Raw genomic sequence first — 19,270 nt, 5'->3', positions numbered from 1 at the left:
CGTTCCCCGCGCGAAATGCGACGGCGCGTACGGGCAAAGCGGCAGCTGGCGCCTGGCAGGGCGACTTTGTATGAAAAGTCGTTCGAATGTCCCTGCAGAGACGGCAATTGGCAGAGGTTTGTGCGAAATATCATGCAAAAATGGGCGTTGGGCCGTCGGCAGGACGTTTTTGTATGAAAAATCGTACAAAAGTCATCGCCGAGGCGGCAAATGAAGAGGTTTTGTATGAAATATCGTACAAAAATGAGTGCGGAACCGTCTGGCTGGCCGGTTTTGTATGAAAAATCGTACAAATATCATCGCCGAGGCGGCAATTGGCAGAGGTCTGTGCGAAATATCATGCAAAAATGGGCACGAATCGTCCGGCAGTCCGGCTTGGTATGATAAATCCTAGGGGGCCATGGACAATCGGATCGACAAAGCGGATTGCTTGCTCTCACGCATGATGCGATAATTCGCAAGGTTCCAATTTTTTTGTCCGAATGGGGCTCTGTATCTGTCGGCGATATCGAACGGGTCCGAAGGATAACCTAGCCCGGACGAACTTCGCATCTTCATGCGCGAACGGCAAGGCGGGACCTGTCCGCTGTCAATCGCAAGGGCAGGGCCGCGTCCGGCTTGCGAAATTTGTCCGAACACCCCGTCGAACAAAATTAGATTTGAATGGAAAAACGGGCGGTGCGTACCCTAATGAAGGAAAAAGCAAAAAACGTCGTCCGCCTGGCGCTGTCCGGCTACTACGGCTTTCGGAACAGCGGTGACGAGGCCGTGCTGCAGAGCATCTTGACGGCATTGGAAGACGCGGCGGCGGATAAGGGCCTCAAGTTCGAGCCGATCGTCTTTTCCGGAGATCCGGCCTGGACGGAGAAGCAGTACGGCGTCCGCGCCGTGAACCGGATGAAGCTCGGCGACATGCGAAGGGCGCTGCGCGCGAGCGACGGGCTGATCAGCGGCGGGGGCAGCCTGCTCCAGGATGCGACGGGGCTCGGGTCCATCCCGTATTATATCGGCGTGCTCGAGCTCGCCCGCTGGTGCGGGAAGCCGACGTTCGTTTACGCGCAGGGCATCGGTCCGGTGAATCGGGCGATCTTCCGCCCGATCATCGCCCGCGCGTTCCGCAAAGCCGCGTACGTGTCCGTGCGCGACGCGGAATCGGCCGAACTGCTGCGCAAGTTCGGCGTCGGCCGGATCGACGTCGTCGCCGATCCGGTCATGGGCTTGACGCTGCCGGAGGCGGCAGCGTCCCCGGCGCGCGCGGGCGGCGGCGATGCCGCGGCCGCCGGGCGCGAGGCGCACGGCACGCCCCCGGTCGTGGGCGTGTCGGTGCGCTTCTGGCGCGGCGACCGGTCGGATCTCGACCGGGCGGCCGCCGCGCTGGCGGCGCTGGCCGGACGGCGAAGCGTCCGGCTGCGCCTGCTGCCGTTCCATCGCGGTTCCGACGAGGAGGCCTCGCGGTACGTGATGGAACGGCTCGGGCGCTTCGGGGCCGGCGCGGAGCTGGCCCCGGCGCACGACTCCCCGCGCGACATGCTGCGCGAGGTGGGAAATTGCGATTTGCTGTTCGGGATGCGGCTGCATTCGCTCATCTATGCGGCCAATCGCGAAGTGCCGCTGATCGGCCTGTCCTACGATCCGAAGATCGATCAGTTTCTGGCCCGCCTCGGCCAGCGGGCGGTCGGCTCGACCGAATCGCTCGATCCGGAAAGCTTCGCGAGCCGCGCGGAGGAGCTGCTGGACAAGTCCGGCCAGTGGCGGCGCGAGGCGCAAGGGGCGCTGGACCGCCTCAGGGAGGAATCGCTGCGTCCGGCCGCGCGGATCATTCAAATTTTGCAAGAACGAAACGGAAGGTGACATTTTTTGGCGAACGCTAGCAACTCCCGCGCCTTTCCAACCGTCTCTATATACGGCGTTCCTTTTTCCAAGATGGACATGCAGTCGACCGTTCGTTACCTGACCGAGCAGATCGAGGCGAAGCGGCCGAACCGCGTCGTGACGGGCAATCCGGTCATGCTGATGGCCGCGCTCGACGATCCGGCCTATCGCCGGGTGCTGGCGACCGCCGATCTGGTCGTGCCCGACGGCTCGGGCATCGTCTGGACGGCCCGCCGCCTGAAAGAGCCGGTGCAGGAGCGGGTCGCGGGCTTCGACCTGCTGCACGAGCTGCTTCGCGAGGGAGACGTGCGGCGCTGGGGCGTGTATTTGCTCGGTTCGACGCAGGAAGTTCTGGAAGCCGCGGAGGCGAACCTGGCGAAGCAGTTTCCGGGCGTGCGTTTCGTCGGGCGGAGAAACGGTTATTTCAAGGATGAAGAGGACGAAGCGGTCATCGCGGACATTCGCCAAGCGAATCCGGACCTGCTGTTCGTCGCCCGGTCCGCCGCGAACCAGGAGCCGTGGATCGCGAAGCACAAGGAGGCGTTGAACGTGCCCGTCATGATGGGAATCGGCGGCAGCCTCGACGTCATCTCGGGAAAACTCAAACGAGCCCCCGCCGGATTCCGCAAGCTCGGCATCGAATGGCTGTACCGGCTCATTCAGGAACCTTGGCGGTTCAAGAGAATGCTCGTGCTCCCTCAATTCGCGCTTAAGGTGATCAAAGACGGAGATAAAGTCCTGAAAATGCGATGATTTACCGTGAAAACGCGTTGAAAATTAAGCATTTGCAGAAAAATGACGAAAATCGGCCGTAAAAATACCTTGTTGAAGTGATGCGCCCGGAGTATAATTCATTCCGGTACAGATAGAAAAGGGGAGTTGCAAATGCCGACAGGCTGGATAGCGGGAATCGGAATCGCCGGTTTTGCCCTGGCGCTGGCCCTATCGCTCGCGCTGACGCCGCTTGTAAGGAAACTGGCTTTTAAAGTGGGCGCCATGGACGTGCCCGACCAACGCAAGGTGCATACGAGAGTGATGCCTCGGCTGGGCGGAGTGGCTATCTATGCCGCCTTTACGGCAAGCATGCTTCTGTTCCTTCCTTTTTTGCCGGAACATTTTCTGAACGCCTATGACCTCAACCTGATTATGGCGCTGCTTTCGGGAGGCACGCTGATCGTGCTGCTCGGCGCGCTGGACGACCGGTTCACGTTGTCCGCGAAGCTGAAGCTGCTCGTTCAGATCGCCGCCGCCTGCGTCGTCGTATTCGGCTTCGATATTCAGATCAATCTCGTCAACATTCCGTTCGGCTCGGCGATGCAGCCGGTCGCCGAATGGCTCAGCATTCCGCTTACGATTTTGTGGATCGTCGGCGTCACGAACGCCATCAACCTGATCGACGGCCTGGACGGGCTGGCGGCCGGCGTATCGGCGATCGCGATCGGCACGATTCTCGTCATGTCCGCGCTCATGGGCCAGGAGGCGGTCATCCTGCTCGCGGTCACGCTGCTCGGGGCCGTCATCGGATTTTTGAAATACAACTTCCACCCGGCGAAAATTTTCATGGGCGACTCCGGATCGCTGTTTCTCGGCTTCGCTTTGGCGATGCTGTCCATGCTCGGGTTCAAGCAAATTACGGTCGTTTCGTTCGTAACGCCGCTGCTCATTATCGGCGTGCCGCTGTCGGATACGTTCTTTGCGATCGTACGCCGCTGGAAGTCGAAAAAGCCGATTTTCGCTCCCGACAAGGGCCACCTTCATCACTGCCTGCAGCAGCTCGGTTTCAGCCATCGCAAGACGGTTTTGATCATCTACGGAATCGCCGCCTTTTTCGGAGCTTGCGCCATCGTTCAATCCCTTATTTCCAAATCCGGCCTCGGCAACTGGGTGACCTTCATCGTCATTTGCGTACTCCTGTTCTTGCTGCAAATCGGCGCCGAGCTGATCGGCATCGTCGACAAGACGCGCCGTCCGGTGATCGGCTTCCTCAACCGGATGTTTCTGAAGCAGCAAACCGATTCGCGTTCCAAATAAGACAACATTGAATGTTCGGACCCCGAATTTTGGCTTCGGGGTCTTTTCGCGTTTTTTGCGAAAAATTGCCGCAAAGCCTAAAGAATGCGCCGGCTTGTGCCGATAGATAAAAATATCTCGCGTTTTTTACGTCAGAATCGGTTAAAAGGAGAGATTGAAACATGCAACGCAGCAAGCGGGCATTGGTATGGCTGACGATCGCCGCTCTCGTGGTTACGCTGATGCCGTTCGGATTCGCCCAGAAGGCAAGCGCGGCGTCCACGTACTTTATTCCGGATATCGCTTCTCTCAATAACACGGCCCAACGGGTTACGGATTCGGCGCTGGCGACAGCCGACAATCCGCTCATTTCGCGGGAAAACGTGTATTCGACGACGACGGGCACGTTGACGATTACCGGTACTTTTTCATACGTAACCTCGACGAGCATGTCCGTCAAGGTCGAAATGCTGACGGCCAAAACCGACACGACCGTTTCGCCCGCCCGGACGTATTACGCGACGGATTCGGCGCATTCCGTGACGAGCACCGTAACGGCGGATGCGAGCGCGTCCAACCGGTTTACGGCGAGCAATCTACCGCTTTTCGCCGGCTTCAACAAGATCACGTTTACCGGCATGCAGGGCAACGTCGAACGTTCCGATACGTTCTACGTGCTCTATGACAGCGTCCCTTACGTGGAAAGCATTAAAGTAATGGGCAGCTCCGCGGGCACGATCGTGCTGAACGAAGGCACGCAGGTCGTCGTGGACCGCAAGAACGTATCCATTCAAGGATCCGTCAAAAATGCGACCAGCGTGTCCTACACGCTGAACGGCGGGTCTTCTATCGTCGCGTCTCTCGTGGCCAACGGCACGTTCTATACGCCGACGCTCGATCTCGTCCCGGGCGAAAATACGATCTCGTTCAAAGTTTCGAACGGAGCCGACTCCATTAACGTTACGCGGATGATCTACTTTTTCGACCCCAACCAGCCGTTCTCGAAGGTAGGCTTGAAACAGGATGTAACCGGGGCTGCCGAATATTCGCTGTTGAACAACAATTCTCCGGCGTTGACGGACAGCACGCAGAATACGACGCTGTCGCTCCAAATGATCGTGCCTTACAACGCGACGCCGTTCCCGGGCAATGCCACCTACAACATCAATAACGCGGGAGCGACGACGATCGCGACGGCCACCGAGACCGAAATTCCCGGGGTGGACGGCGTGACTTCGGCGTACAAGCTGGTTACGTTCGAACTGCCTCATACGATAACGACGGATGCCAACCAGACGCTTCGCCTGGTCATCGGGTATAACGGCGCTTCTTATACGTTCGAAGGCAAGTTCCGCTATTTGCCGGGCAATACCGTTATTAAAGAGATGTTCTATCTGCCGGATTACAATCCGTCGACCAACACTGTCAACACGGCGAGCAAAGTTCCGCTGAACGGATCTCAAGTGGCGGGCGCGAGCTTTTACATTCTCGTTCGCTCGGAAACGGACCCGGGCGCGAACGCTCTGCAAGGCGTCTATCTGCCGCTTGGCACCAGCCCGTTGACCTTGAATCCCGTCGCGGATTCCACCGCGGCCGCCACGGAAAGAGTTTATGAAGTGACCGGCTTCGCCAGCGGCATCCAGCAGGTCAAATTCAATTACAACGGCTCGACCGCGGCTTACAACGCGACGATCACTTACGCTTCGAAGAGCTATATATATGTAGAAAATCTTTACGACGGCCAGACCTATACGTTCAACTCCCGGGATTCGGACAACGAGCTGAACATCAAGGGGCAGTATATCGGCTTCGATAACCTCGCAAGCGCGCAGTATTTCGTCAACGGCAAAGAAATGACGAACGACAATAACGCCGGCGGGGACAACACGAACCTGAACGTCAGCGCGTCCAATCTCAGCTTCAACCTGGAGATCGACATCAAGAACGAAGGCCCGCTCGTCTACGGCCAAAACACCATCCTGTTCACCGGCGTTACGCTCGACGCTTCCGGCTACAGACAGGAAGTAACGAAGCAGCTGAAAATTTACATCATCGACGAGAACGTCTCGACGATTTCGGATTTCCATCCGACGTCCGGCGATGACCGCGCAGCGTTCCCGTCCGTAAATCCTTCGGACTTTACCGACGAAGTTTTGACGAGAATTTTCGCTTTGTCGAACGAATTCGTTTATTCGAACGAGCAGTACATGACGAGCAGAACGTCGTACGACCTCGTGCTTCGGGGGAGCGGCGCATCGAAGCTGAACTTGAACTTCGGCAGCACGGCGACGTTCCTCAGCCTGAATCTGGATACGCTGCCGACCCAAGTGACATCGCAGATTACGAGTCCGATCGACGGCGCGACGCTTACTTATGATTACGCCAACAACGGCAACGAATTTATTATTCGGCTCCGCGACCTGTCGTTTGCCGATCCCGGCACGCATACGTATAACCTGGAATTGATCAATTCCACGGGCGCGCGGACGACGCAACGGGTTCAGATCACCCGCGAAGCTTCTTCCTTCCGGGTTCTGGCTCCGCAGCCGACCGTAGGCAACCAAATCGTCGTCAACAAAAACTTCGTCCACTTCGATATCGAGGCGGACGGCGCGACGCAAGTGCTGGTCGACGGCAACGAAGCGACCCGGCGGACGGATTTCGAAGACCGGTTCGTTTACGATTTTATCGGCCTGAAAGAGAACAAAAACAACGCAATCAGCGTTGAAATCGTCAGGGATGGCACGACGATTACAGAAACCGTCAACGTCTTTTATACGGGAACGGTACAGATCGACGCCCAATACCTGGCGCCGCTGTCGACGAAGCATACCGTCTTTAACAAAGAGCTCTCGCTGACGTTCCCGAAAGGAACGGTCATGAAGTCGGCCGCCCAGGATGCCAGCGGCGTGACGAAGTACTACACGGATGCGAAGCTGCTGTTCGGGATCGCCGATCCCGCCGACGGCGTCGTCGAGCGTCGCAACGATTACGGCAACATCATCAACCGGGATCCGAACGGAGGGTCGCAAAACGGCAACACCACCGTCAAGATCGAGGACTACCTGAAATTCCGGTTCCTGAGCACGGCGAACACGAGCAACTTTACGCTGGTGTCCGACATTTACTGGATCAACGGCGGTCTCGGCGAGGATGCGACGAATCCGGCAACGCAAGGGCTGCCTCCGTATTCGATTCCGATGTCCGGCAACGAGCAAATCAACTTCCCGGAAGACTTCCAGGGAACCCGCAAAATCGTTCCGTCCAACCGCGGGGAGCTGACGTTGACCTACGATTCGAACGTCGTCGACGACGCCGGATCGACGATCACCGTTTTCGCCTATACGAACGACGGCGAATGGAGAAATATCGGCGGGGAAGTCGACACGAAAAACAACACGATCACCGTACCGTTCGACGACTTCGGGTATTACAAAGTCATGAAGCTGAACAGAGGCTTCAGCGACATTACGAATCACTCGTGGGCTCGCAACGTATTGAACGCCCTGTACGCGAAGGGGATCATGACCAATCTGCGGGTCAGCGAATTCGGGTCCGACGACTTGACGACGCGCGGCGAGTTTGCGACGCTCCTTGTCAAAGGACTCAATATTCCGCTGAATTACGACGACAACCAATCGTTCTTCGACGTCGTTCCGACCGCGGCTTCCGGCGTATGGGATTACGCCAGCATCGAGACGGCCGCAAGGGCGGGCATCGTCAACGGGGTGTCGGAAGGCTATTTCGATCCGGACGGGAATCTGACCCGCGAGCAAGCCGCGGTCATGATCGCCAGGGCGCTCGAGCTGAAACTCGCCGCGAACGACAGCAAGCTGGAAGCGTCGCTGGCCAAGTCGTTCCTGGATTCGTCGAACATTCAATATTATGCAAGACCGGCCGTAAGCGCGGTGAACGCCGCGAAGATTATGAGCGGTTCTCCGGTCACCGTCCCGGGAGCGACGAAGGCGTCCTACAACTTCAATCCGAAGCTGCCGATGACCCGGGCCGAAGCCGGCAAGATCGCCGTGGCTCTATTGCAAAGAAGCACCAGCATGTTCCCGAAAAACCTGAGCTAGCATGGGGAGAGGCCGGCTGAGCAGTGCCGGCTTCTCTTTTTCTTCGCATGCTTGTCAGTAGAAACATCAATTGGATGAAGTTCTACGGACAGGAAAATGTTAAGCAATGACGAAACGGCTCGTACAAGTTATACTAGAAATCGATCCCGAATACATAATTGCGGCGATTGAGCGCCAACAACAACGTTCCCGATAAAAATTTGAGCCTTTTTCATAAAAGTCCGCAACTTTTTCGTCGGCCGAACGTCTAACATCATGTGACTTATCCAGAGGGATCAAAGACCTATAATCTAGCGTTTCTCGAGGAAAATTCTCTTTACGCTAAGGTACTGCCCATGTATAATGAGTAAAGTGGCATGTTTTACCTGCCTATTTTGCGTTTGTATTCCAGATTACGAGTTTCTGCGACATGTTCTACTACATAGTCATGATTGCAGACATCAATTATAGACAATGCTCAGCTCCGGAGAGGGGGTGAAACGCAGATGAGAGATTCGAGCTATTTCTCTATGAACAAAGCAAATCTACAGAGTCCTTTTCAAGGAGGAGAAAAAAAGGTTATGAAGAAAAGTTTGTCTCTTCTTCTGGCCATCGCCCTGGTATTCGGTATGTTCGCATCCATGGCGTCTGCGGCCGACAGTAATCTGACAACTGCTCAGAAGTACCAGCAGTTGAAAGACAATGGAGTTTTGAAAGGCACGACCACGGGCAGCGACATGCTGAACGACAACCTGACTCGCGCGCAATTCGCGACGATCGTCATTGCCGTTCTGGGTCTGTCCGAAGACACTTCCGCTCCTTCCCCGTTCACTGACGTCGTCAGCGGACAATGGTGGTACGGCGCAATCAAAGCCGCTGACAACGCTGGTCTCGTTAACGGCGTAGGCAACGGCAAGTTCGGTCCGAAACAAACGGTTACGCTGCAAGAAGTTTACAAAGTCGCAGCTACCGCGCTCGGCCTGGAGCCGGTAACGGACGCTAAAGTTGACGGCGCAGCTGCTTGGGCCGCTCCTTACATCCAAGCGCTGATCGACGCTGGCGTAACGCTTCCGTCGACGAGCTACGCTTCCAACGCAACCCGCGGTCAAACGATCGAAGTTGCATTCGACCTGTACCAAGCGGGTCAAGTTCAACCTCTGTCTGACGTTAAAGCAGTTGTAAATTCCGACGACACGATTACCGTTACCGGTAAAGTCGACGGCAACGTTGACGGCGTGAAAGTCGCTGTAGGCTCCGCTGCCGAAGCTGCTGCTACGCTGAACGCCGACAAGACGTTCACGTACACGTCCACGAAGCAATCCGCTGGTACTTATACGGTTAAAGTAACGGCTTATGCCGGTACGACGGCTGTCAAGTCCGAAGAAGTTTCCGTTGCGATCGACGGCTTCGCTGTTGAATCCGTTACGGTTCTGAACGGCAAGCAAATCGCTGTTAAGTTCAACAAAGCCGTACAAGAAGGCGTTTCGGTTGGCGGCCATAACTATGGCGTAGGTGCCGCTGCAACTGCTACTTCTTACTTCCTGATCGGCGGAAGCGGCGAGCCGCTGAGAACTTCCATCAGCGACGACAAAACGACGGTTACGCTGACGTTTGCTGACTTCACGCTGAACACTTACGCTCAATTCTCGGTAAGCGGCAGCCTGAAATCCGCTTCGGGCAAGTCTCTGACGGCTTACAAGGAAGCTGTTTACCTGTCCGACACGACGGCTCCGACGGTTTCCAAAGTCGAGTACAAAGCTAAAAAAGCAGTCCTGACGTTCAGCGAACCGCTTACGGACGTTGGTACGGTTTCCATCAACGGCGCAACGATTTCGAGCTCGGTTTCCAGCTCTGTCTACTTCTCCATTGGCAGAGACGCTGAGAACGACATCACTTCGATCGAAGTGCACAACCTTGACACCGACAAGAACTACAGCTTCTACCTGATCGGCGGTAAAGACATCGCTGGCAACCGTTTCGACTACAGCACGACGCTGAATGTTCCTGGCGACTCCGTTGCTCCGACGGTTACTTCGGTAACGGTTGACGGTTCTACGATCAAAGTGAAATACAGCGAAGAAATCGGTACGGCTGGTGCAGTTTACAATACCACTTATGGCGGTAATGTTACGGGTGCGATTGATTCCAGCGACAAGACGCTTGTATCGTACAACGTTAGCGGCTGGCTGGGCGGCAACAGCTTCCTGACTGTTTCCGTGAAAATCAGCGGCTACAAGGATCTTGTAGGAAATACGGGTTCCGACACGACGCAAACGCTGACGATTTCCAAGGATACGACGGCTCCGACGATTGAGTCTGTCTTCTCCGACGGCAACCTGATCGTCCTGAAATTCAGCGAAAGCGTGGCTAACAAGCCTGCGTCCCTGACTTATAAGTATACGTCCAACAGCAACGTTGTTACTACTAACCAAACGGCTTCCCTTGCCGGCGGCACGGGCGGTTACGATGCTGACAACGACGGTACGGTAGAAAGCGGCGAAGCAAACTATGTCGCATACTCTGTATCCTCGCTGCCGGCTGGTAAATACGACATTTCGATTCCGAACGGCGCATCCTTCTTTGCTGATGCTGCCGGCAACAAAACTTCGGCTACGACGGTTACGCTGACGGTTTCCGGCAACACGACGAGCGGTATCGTTACGGCTACTATTTACACGAATGGCGGTACGGCTGGACATAACGACGCAACGCTGGCTAATAACCAGATCAAGTTCGTATTCAGCCACAGCTTGACGACTGCAGCGCTTGATGTTAGCAAGTTCCAAATTAACGGTGTTGCATTGCCGAGCGGTACGAACCTTTACTTCTTGGGCAATACCAAAACCGTAATCGCTGAACTGCCTGCTGGCGCAACGCCGGTAAGCGGCGATCGTCTGATCAGCGTTACGAACATCGTTGACGAAAACGGCAATACGCTGAACACGGACAACGAATCCAACTACAAACAAGTTGTATTCCTGAACGAAAACGTTGCTCCGGTTGCTCAATCGGTTGCGGTTATCAGCGACAGAGCTATCCAAGTAACGTTCAGCGAAGTTCTGAACACCACGGTTACGGCTTCGGGTGTTGAAGTTTACATTAACGGCACGAAGTACACGGGTACGACGTTGTCTCCGTCCATCAGCGGTTCCGCATTGACGCTGACGGCTGGCACCGGAAATGTATTCAACAACTCGCAAACGATCGTCGTGAAGTTCACGGGCTCCAATGTTGCTGACCTGAAAGGCAACAAAGTTGCCGACAGCGAAATCAGCAAGTAATTTCTAGCTTTAAACAAAAGAGCAAGCCTTAGGGCTTGCTCTTTTGTTTTTATAAGCTTAAGAAAGGATAAAAAAGAAGAAAACTCCCTATTTTCAACAACTTTTTGCACGTTTCTTACGTATATAGTTTAGATTCCTAATTAGCGGTTAAAGTTCTATTCATCTTCTATTCATGTTTTCGCTTTATACTGAGAGTAAAGGGAATTTAGGGAGGATAAGGATCATGTTGCGTAAAGGCAAAGTAAAGCGGATTGCAATCGGCGTTGCGGCAGCTATGATAGCCGCTGCTCCTTTATATGCTTCGTCGACAACTGCGTTTGCAGCTTCGACACCGAAAGTAACGAGCGTGACATCTGTCGTCAAACCGATCTACATATCCGGCAAGAGCTATTTCAATTTGGTGGATGTCGCCTTGAAGCCGACGGACGGCGGCCAAATCGCTACGTTTACGTTGAGCATTTACAATGGGGAAGCGAAGGAACTGGATCTTTCGGATTACTGGTTCCGGCTAAGCAGCGCTTCGGGAAGCACATATCCTATTAAAACGTCGGCTGCGGATGCGAATAAAACAAAGGTTTCCCCGTATTCCAAAACGTTCATTACCCTTTATGCAACCGTAGGACAATCGACGAAGCTTTCCGATCTGATCTTCAGGCTCGTGAAGTTCGACTTTAGCTCTTACAGTTCGAATAACTATGAGAAGACGGTTGGCAGCTACAAGTTCCCGACCAACTATACAAACGTTGTGGCGTCTGGATCGTATAAAGTTTTGTACTTCAGCAATACGCAAGTCAATACGAAAGTTCTCTCGGCCACGATCGGAGCTTCCGGCGACGATAACTTGGCCACCATCAATTTTGTTTATAACAACGTCGGAAAAAATGCGGTAACTCTGAGCAAATACAAGTACTACATTCAGACGGCAGAAGGCATTATGTATGAAGCGACGCCGGAGGAGACGGAAGATTTGGTTATCGCTCCTCTGAAGAGGGAGGAAGTCAAGCTAACCGCCAACATTCCGGCTTCCTTGAAAACGACCGGCTGGAAGCTTATCGTGGCCAAGGACAACGGGGGAGAGACCGCCCTAGAGCTGCCGGTCGGAGCATACCAACTCTCGTTCGGTGGGTCTACAGGCAGTACGACGGCAAGCAATCAATTTACGTATACGAACACCCAAGGCTCCTACCAAGTCAGCCTGCTGCAGATTGTAAGACAGCCTTGGGAAAGTCAGGACGTATTGACCGCTCGCATCCGCATTCAGAATAAAGGCACGGAGACGGCTGCCTTGCCTAATCTTGCCGGTTATTTCTACCTGGATGACAAGGTTCAGCTGGACTTTAAAACGATCGCGATCAGCAATCAGCTTGGCTTGAACGCCAATGGCTACGTAGATATCGATGTTTATGCGAAGCTTCCGACCAATTACACGTTGAATTCGGTTAAGCTTGTGGTGAACAATAAGGTCGATGAGCAAACTTCGACGAAGATTGGCGAATTGACCAACGCTTCGGCAATCGCCCAAATTCCGGTGTACGGTTCCGAACAAGCGTACGCAATCGCAAGAGAAGGCAGTGCGATGAGCGGAACAGTCGATTCCGTTAATATCTACAAGAGCACGACGACCAAGCTTTATACGACGCAAGTGACGTTGACCAACAACGAATCCCGGACAATCGACCCGGTTAAGCTGGTCGGCTTCTTTAAAAATACAAACGGGGATATCTTCCCGGCTGCGATATCGACCGGCGAAGGAAAAGTAAATCCGAAAAACAAGGCGCTCTTGAACTTCAGTGCAAGCATTCCTCTGGATTACGATACGAGCAGCCTGCAGTTGATCGTCGGCGAAGCCGTGACGGATACGAACTATACGACCGGCACGAACACGGCAGACGGTTATGTGAACGCGGTCGCGATTCGTCTCCCGCAGGACCAAGGCGTCAATACCACATATAAAGATGTATCCCTTGCTCCGTACAAGCTTACGATCAATGAAATCACGCCTCAAGTGTTCGCGCAAGCTTCGGGACAAGAGGTTAAACTCGTGCTGAATTACGACTTGATCAAGGATACGACCTATAATGTTTTCGCCACGGATCGAAAGCTGCTGCTGACGGTTGAAGGAACGGATCCGAACGATGGAGCGGTGTATACGTACTTCTCCAAAGAAATTGCCTTGGAGGGCGAAGCCGATTCGTTTGCCGCCGGTACGGATCTAACGGCAACCTTCGGCGCAACGTCCGAGTATAACGGCATAGACGGTACCCTTAATTACAACGTTCGCCTCTATGAAGTTGTCAATGGCGCCAAGAAGCTGGTTGCGGACCGTCCGCTTGACTATTGGTACATTGAGCAAACCTGGAATACCGAGGAAGCAGGCTCTTAAACTTCTCTTCTCACTCCCTGCCGAGGCCGATGCCTCGGCAGTTTTAATATTCGCGTTAGTTCCGGGAAAATCGACACGCAAGCGTCTGACTATGATAAAATAGAGCCAGTAATCTTTAAGTTATTGGAGATCGAATATGGCCATTCCAGAAACGGTAGATTCCCGTACATTCCCTGCCCAGGTGAGAGCCGTCGGCACGACTTCGCGGCAACGGTTAGAAGCGAGCAATCACAGACTCAAAATACGGGGATTCTTTTTTGCTGTCGAATACATCGGATACATTCTTACTTTCTACTTGTTGATGACCGTGAAAATTATGCCCGAATTTACCCACATCAACTCACTTAATCCATTTTCATGGATCGGGCAGATGCCGGTTATCGAGGAATACGCGCTGTTTTTGCTCATGTTTCTCGTCATCCATGCTTTTTCCCTTATCCAAGGCTACTTGTTCTCGGGTAAAGCCGAACGTTCGTTCATGGAAGAATACTGGTTTGTGGCGAAATCCAGCGTGTATGCCTTTCTCATCACGATTGGCATTACCTTCTTATTGAAAACGACCTTTCTATATTCTAGGATTACATTGGTTACGTTTATCGTTCTTATCCTGTGCGAGTCCTTGTTATGGAGAGTTCTCTATACAGCTCTGATCAATTATTTGAATCAAAAAGGAACGATTCGGAACCACGTCCTTATTGTAGGGGCCGGCAAGGTCGGCGCGGAAATTTTGGAGCAGGTCACCCAAGGGAAAAGCAAAAACCATTTCGTCGGATTTCTGGACGACTATAAAACGGGAGAAGGGATCATCGGGAGAAGCGATCAGTTGGAAACGATCCTGCAACAGACGCGCGTCGACACGATCTATATTACGATTCCTTCCGAACGCCAAATGATCGAATCGATCATCCATGCGGTATATAAGTACAATGTGGACATTCGGATTATTCCGGAAATGTACGACCGCATGGCCACGGTGTTCACGTTCCGCAAAGATCTGGACTATCCGTGCATGCAAGTGGTCAAAACGCCGCTCAGAGGCATGAACATCGTGCTTAAGCGGATGGCCGACATTTTGGGAAGTCTTGTTTTATTGACCGCGCTGTCGCCGGTTTTTCTGGCGGTTGGGCTATGGATCAAGCTGGATTCCAAGGGGCCGGTATTTTTCCGCCAGCAGCGGATCGGAAAGAACGGAATGTCCTTTCATATGCTGAAGTTCCGTTCGATGCACAATGAAGCGGAGCGAATGAAGTCGTCATTGGCGAAAGACAACGAGGCAAGCGGACCGGTTTTCAAACTGAAAAACGACCCGCGAGTGACAAGATCCGGCAAGTGGCTGCGAAAGTATTCGCTTGACGAGCTGCCGCAGCTTTGGAACGTGTTAAAAGGAGAAATGAGCCTGATCGGACCAAGGCCTCCGTTGCCCCAGGAAGTCGAACAATATACGAATTACCATTGGAGGCGGCTGGACGTGCTTCCGGGCATGACCGGGCTATGGCAGGTTAGCGGCAGGAGCGACCTCGATTTCGAACAGTGGGTCGACCTGGATATCTATTATATCGAACGCTGGAGCCTGGGACTAGAGTTGAAAATTTTGCTGAAAACGATACCTGTAGTGGTCAAAGGTACGGGGGCGTATTGACGAGGAGTGGCGAGTGGTGAGTACAAAGAAACAAAGCAAGCGCGATCTGGAGCCGAACCCGAGCTTTATCATGCATACGTTCGCTTGGGGCTGGATCGTCTGCCTGCTGCTGATCGCAGGGTTTAACAATGGGATTTTTCAGGGATACGGCATTCATAATCCGTCCTCTTATCAGTTTGAAAAACCGATCCTATATTCCATGCTTGTGGCGTTCTTCATTGTCTGCTGGTGCGTTATCCATATCGTGCAGAAGTATACGACATGGAAAACGAACGCGGCGCTCGGCGTTGCGGGACTTGTTATTCCGTTGGTTTACCTGCTGGCAACGTTTCAAGCGGGTTCCCCCTACCTGGCGAAATACGGATTGTTTGTCAGCATCATGCTGTTCGTCTTTTTTATTGCCGGGATATTGCTTGCCAATTATAAAAGCATATTGCAATGGTTTCCGACCGTATATCTGATTTTCGGATATTTTGTCGTCTTTTACGGCTTCCTTACGTTGTTCGGAAACGCGTATATGCTGGATTCGCTCACGCCGCAGGACGGGGTGCGGATTACGTCGGTCTTTCAATATCCGAATGCGTATGCCGTACTGCTCCTGACGCTGTGGATCGCGATATTGATTGAAATCAACCGCACGAGCAGCCGGTTCGCGCAACTCCTTCACGGGTTTATGCTGATGCCGGTCATCGTGTCGTTCTTCCTCACCCTTTCCCGCGGCGCTCTCGTGATCCTCCCCGTTATCGCGGTAGCCGCTTTGGCGATGTTTACGCTCCGTCAACAGATCATGGCCATTCTTTATTCCATTATCGGCGTAGGCTTGTCTCTGGCGATCTATACGGCGCTGACGGAACGGGGAATCGCCGTCATTACGGGGATTCAAGAAGCGGCGGCCAATCAGATGGCTTTCGATACGGTCGCGATGTTCTCGGGAGAAACGATCGGCTATTGGGGACTGCTGATCGGCGTTTCCGTTGTCATGTCGGCTGCAACCTTTGCGCTGGCCAAGTACGTAGAGCCGAAGGTAACGAAAATGACCGAACGCTTCGGATCCCGATGGGCCAATGCGACGCTGCCGCTTGCTTTCATCGGCGTGTTCGTGGTCGGGGCGGCGGCCATTTTCTCGGGACTCCTCACCCGATTTCTTCCGCCGATCATTCGCGAACGGGTGGAAGGCGTCAACTTCCAAACGCACAGCGTGTACGAACGCCTGACGATGTATAAGGACGCGCTGTCCATCTGGAAACAAAATCCGATCTTCGGCGCCGGGACAGGGACGTGGGAATCGTTTTACGAGCGGTACCAATCTTACCCTTACTCGAGCATGCAGACGCACAGCTATTTCGTGCAGCTGCTGGCGGAAACGGGCATTGTCGGCTTCATCGCGATTGTCGGGTTGATTGCGGCCGTTCTCGTCGTCTTCCTGCGCTCCTATCGCAAAGCCGAGGAAGAGGAACGGTCCGTGACGCTGTTTTATTTTATGACGCCGGTTACGATCCTTCTTCACTCCTTGATCGATTTCGGCATGTCCTATCTGTTGTACGGATTCATCGTCTTCCTTTGCCTGGGCATTCTGGCCGGAACGCAGCGGAATGTCATTTTCTCGAACGTAACGGAAGCGAAAAGGCGAATCGTTCAGTATAGCACGGCGGCCGCGCTCGGGGCGTTGTCGATTGCGGTTGTCGTTTTTGCCGCCAAATGGCTTTATGCAAGCGATCAATTCGACAAATATACGCAAGCGGTCAACACGAATCAAACCTACGAAACGATGATGAGCCATCTGGACAGCAGCTTGAAGCAAAACCCTGGCCACCCGATCGTTCTCAACCAGGCGGTTGCGATCAATTACCAGGTATATGAGCAAACGCAAGACCCGACGTACCTCGACGTTGCACAACAATATTTGGACAAGCTCGTTGCGAAAGAGCCGAATTACCAGGCGGGCATGTATATGAATTATCTGGTTCATGAGAAGGCGGGCGACGACGAAGCCGCCCTTCAAATCATTCTGGACGGCATCGCGTCCAATAAGTACGAACAGGGATATTACGAACAAGCCGTATCGGTTTTGCTTCGGCAATGGGAAGAGCAGCGTCAATCCGGAAGCGACTCTCAAGCGGCGGAAGACAAGATCATCGAGCTGCACGATGAAATGGTTCGCCTGAGGGCGGGCGTCGATGAGCTGCCGGAAACCGTCATCGTAAGCCGGCCTTTCAACGTGCCGAACTCCGTCCGTGTAGCGGCGGGACAAGTCTACTATGTCAACGGCGACTATGCAAAGGCGGAAGAGGTGCTGCAGCCCGGTATTATGGAAGATTTGTCCCAACCGAACGACCGATATGCAGCCAGGTACTATCTTGCGTCGCTTCGCAAGCAAGGGAAGGACGATTCGGCGCTCTACGAGCGGCTGATTCAAGCGGATCCGGAAGAAGCGAACGTCCTAGATCAGCTACTCCAATGAAAGTAAAGGACTTATGAAATGCAAATATCCGTAATTATCCCGACGTTGAACGCGGAGCGCTATTTGCCGGCTTTGCTGGATCGGCTCCATAAGCAGACGGTGAAGGCGCACGAGATCATTGTCGTCGATTCCGACTCCGGTGACCGGACCGTGGCGATCGCCAGGGAAAATGGGGCCAAAGTGCTCCAAATCCCGAAAGAGCGGTTCGATCACGGGGGCACGCGGAATATGGCGGCTTCCAAGGCGTCCGGGGACGTGCTTGTGTTTCTGACGCAGGATGCGCTGCCGGAGGACGACCGGCTGCTCGAGGCGCTCACGCGGCCGCTGGCGGAGCATCCCGAAGTATCGTCCGTTTGCGGGCGCCAAGTCGCCAGGCCGGGCGCGGCCGTGCTCGAACGAATGACGGCCGAATTGAATTATCCTCCCGAGCCGCAGCACAAGTCGCTTAAAGATCTGGATCGGCTCGGCATCAAGCTTTTTTTCTTTACAAACGTGTGCGCGGCCTATCGGCGGGAGGCTTTCGAGGCGATCGGCAGATTTCCGGAACCGATTATTTTGAACGAAGATATGGTCATTACCGCCAGGTTCATTTTAAATGGCTATACCGTTGTTTATCAGTCGGAAGCGAGAGTCATCCATTCCCACCATTATACGTTGCGGCAGCAGTTTCGACGGAACTTCGACATCGGCGCTTCGCTGAGAATCCACAACTGGATTTTGAAGCATGCGAAAGCGGAGGGCCAAGGCGTCAAGCTCGTCAAAAAACAAATGCAGCAGCTCCTGCAGAGCGGCGATTGGCGGTCCGTTCCCCGGCTGGTGCTGGAAGCTGCGGCGAAGTACAGCGGTTATCGTCTCGGATTAAGCTATCCGGCCATCCCCATGTTTATCCGCAAGAAGTTGAGCATGTATTCTTTTTACTGGAATCGCGAGGAGCACGAACGCGCAAGTTATTCGGTCCCCTTAAACCATGACGAACGATAAAACGAAAGGATGGATCATGATGAACGTGAAACGTTTTTCTTATTCGGCCCTTATCGCAGCCGTAATCGTTGCCGGCGGTTTCGGCCTTTACAAAACCGTATACGCGGATGCTTCGACGGCTGCTCCGGGCTCCACGGATGACCCGATCGTCACGAAAAGCTACGTAGATCAAAAAATAGCCGAACTATTGGGCCAGGGAACCGGGAACGGAGGTTCGACGGGCAGCGGCAACGGCTCCTCCTCCGGAAGCGCAGGAGAGGCGGAAAACGGGCAAGGCGATGCCCTGGAGGTCGTGAACGTTCCGTTCGGCAAGCGCATCATGGTGAACGGCGGCGGCGAGCTTGTCGTCCGCGTGGGCAAAGCGGTCGCGTATACGACCGATGCGAACGGGCTGTCCGATCTGACGGCCGGCGCCGACCTCACGAACGGGAAGCCGGTGCCGCTCAACCACCTGATCCTGTTCCCGCGCGACGGCCGCGGCGTCGAGCCGGATCCGAACCAGAAGAACGGGTTGACGGTGCTGGTGCGGGGCGGGTATAGGGTGGAATAGAATGGGGTTTCGCCAATTACAGGAATCTACAGAAATAG

10 protein-coding genes are annotated in these 19,270 nt (G+C 54.1%); all 10 read left to right on the top strand.

Features of this window, described 5'->3' with window-relative positions; translation table 11 throughout:
* Positions 1–690 precede the first annotated feature (690 nt).
* The 10 genes from csaB to B7E11_RS05320 all read left to right on the top strand — a co-directional run bounded on the left by csaB (position 691) and on the right by B7E11_RS05320 (position 19,232).
* Positions 691–1,851 carry a polysaccharide pyruvyl transferase CsaB gene (gene csaB / locus B7E11_RS05365; RefSeq protein WP_080832574.1) on the top strand — a complete coding sequence of 387 codons (1,161 nt, stop codon included), beginning with the start codon at positions 691–693 and terminating at the stop codon, positions 1,849–1,851.
* Between the two features lie 6 nt (positions 1,852–1,857).
* Complete coding sequence (locus B7E11_RS05360) at positions 1,858–2,625, top strand: WecB/TagA/CpsF family glycosyltransferase (RefSeq protein ID WP_240353149.1); 768 nt, start codon at positions 1,858–1,860, stop codon at positions 2,623–2,625.
* A 132-nt stretch (positions 2,626–2,757) separates the two neighbouring features.
* Entirely contained in the window at positions 2,758–3,903 is a 1,146-nt protein-coding gene (locus B7E11_RS05355) for an MraY family glycosyltransferase (protein ID WP_080832573.1), read from the top strand.
* Between the two features lie 161 nt (positions 3,904–4,064).
* Positions 4,065–7,958, top strand: coding sequence for an S-layer homology domain-containing protein (locus B7E11_RS05350; RefSeq protein ID WP_080832572.1), 3,894 nt, complete (start codon positions 4,065–4,067; stop codon positions 7,956–7,958).
* A gap of 560 nt (positions 7,959–8,518) precedes the next feature.
* Positions 8,519–11,218 (top strand): S-layer homology domain-containing protein, encoded by a 2,700-nt coding sequence (locus B7E11_RS05345; protein WP_176220619.1) that lies wholly within the window; start codon positions 8,519–8,521, stop codon positions 11,216–11,218.
* A gap of 172 nt (positions 11,219–11,390) precedes the next feature.
* Positions 11,391–13,601 (top strand): hypothetical protein, encoded by a 2,211-nt coding sequence (locus B7E11_RS05340; RefSeq protein ID WP_139787080.1) that lies wholly within the window; start codon positions 11,391–11,393, stop codon positions 13,599–13,601.
* 370 nt (positions 13,602–13,971) lie between these two features.
* Positions 13,972–15,240 (top strand): sugar transferase, encoded by a 1,269-nt coding sequence (locus B7E11_RS05335; RefSeq protein WP_176220618.1) that lies wholly within the window; start codon positions 13,972–13,974, stop codon positions 15,238–15,240.
* Positions 15,241–15,256: 16 nt separating this feature from the next.
* Entirely contained in the window at positions 15,257–17,701 is a 2,445-nt protein-coding gene (locus B7E11_RS05330) for an O-antigen ligase family protein (protein WP_080832568.1), read from the top strand.
* Between the two features lie 18 nt (positions 17,702–17,719).
* Entirely contained in the window at positions 17,720–18,682 is a 963-nt protein-coding gene (locus B7E11_RS05325; protein ID WP_080832567.1) for a glycosyltransferase family 2 protein, read from the top strand.
* Between the two features lie 19 nt (positions 18,683–18,701).
* Positions 18,702–19,232 (top strand): hypothetical protein, encoded by a 531-nt coding sequence (locus B7E11_RS05320; RefSeq protein ID WP_080832800.1) that lies wholly within the window; start codon positions 18,702–18,704, stop codon positions 19,230–19,232.
* The last annotated feature ends 38 nt before the right edge of the window (positions 19,233–19,270 follow it).

Origin of the sequence: Cohnella massiliensis, from assembly GCF_900169535.1 — a bacterium.
Taxonomy (GTDB): domain Bacteria; phylum Bacillota; class Bacilli; order Paenibacillales; family Paenibacillaceae; genus Cohnella; species Cohnella algarum.
Note: the sequence above shows the minus strand (reverse complement) of the source record. Positions and strands in the feature narration are given on the sequence as shown.

Excerpts from the sequence above, each read along its gene's own strand:
- B7E11_RS05325 (WP_080832567.1), top strand. The coding sequence starts at position 17,720 with ATGCAAATATCCGTAATTATCCCGACGTTGAACGCGGAGCGCTATTTG.
- B7E11_RS05345 (WP_176220619.1), top strand. The coding sequence starts at position 8,519 with ATGAAGAAAAGTTTGTCTCTTCTTCTGGCCATCGCCCTGGTATTCGGT.
- B7E11_RS05335 (WP_176220618.1), top strand. The coding sequence starts at position 13,972 with ATGCCGGTTATCGAGGAATACGCGCTGTTTTTGCTCATGTTTCTCGTC.
- B7E11_RS05320 (WP_080832800.1), top strand. The coding sequence starts at position 18,702 with ATGAACGTGAAACGTTTTTCTTATTCGGCCCTTATCGCAGCCGTAATC.
- csaB (WP_080832574.1), top strand. The coding sequence starts at position 691 with ATGAAGGAAAAAGCAAAAAACGTCGTCCGCCTGGCGCTGTCCGGCTAC.
- B7E11_RS05350 (WP_080832572.1), top strand. The coding sequence starts at position 4,065 with ATGCAACGCAGCAAGCGGGCATTGGTATGGCTGACGATCGCCGCTCTC.
- B7E11_RS05355 (WP_080832573.1), top strand. The coding sequence starts at position 2,758 with ATGCCGACAGGCTGGATAGCGGGAATCGGAATCGCCGGTTTTGCCCTG.
- B7E11_RS05340 (WP_139787080.1), top strand. The coding sequence starts at position 11,391 with ATGTTTTCGCTTTATACTGAGAGTAAAGGGAATTTAGGGAGGATAAGG.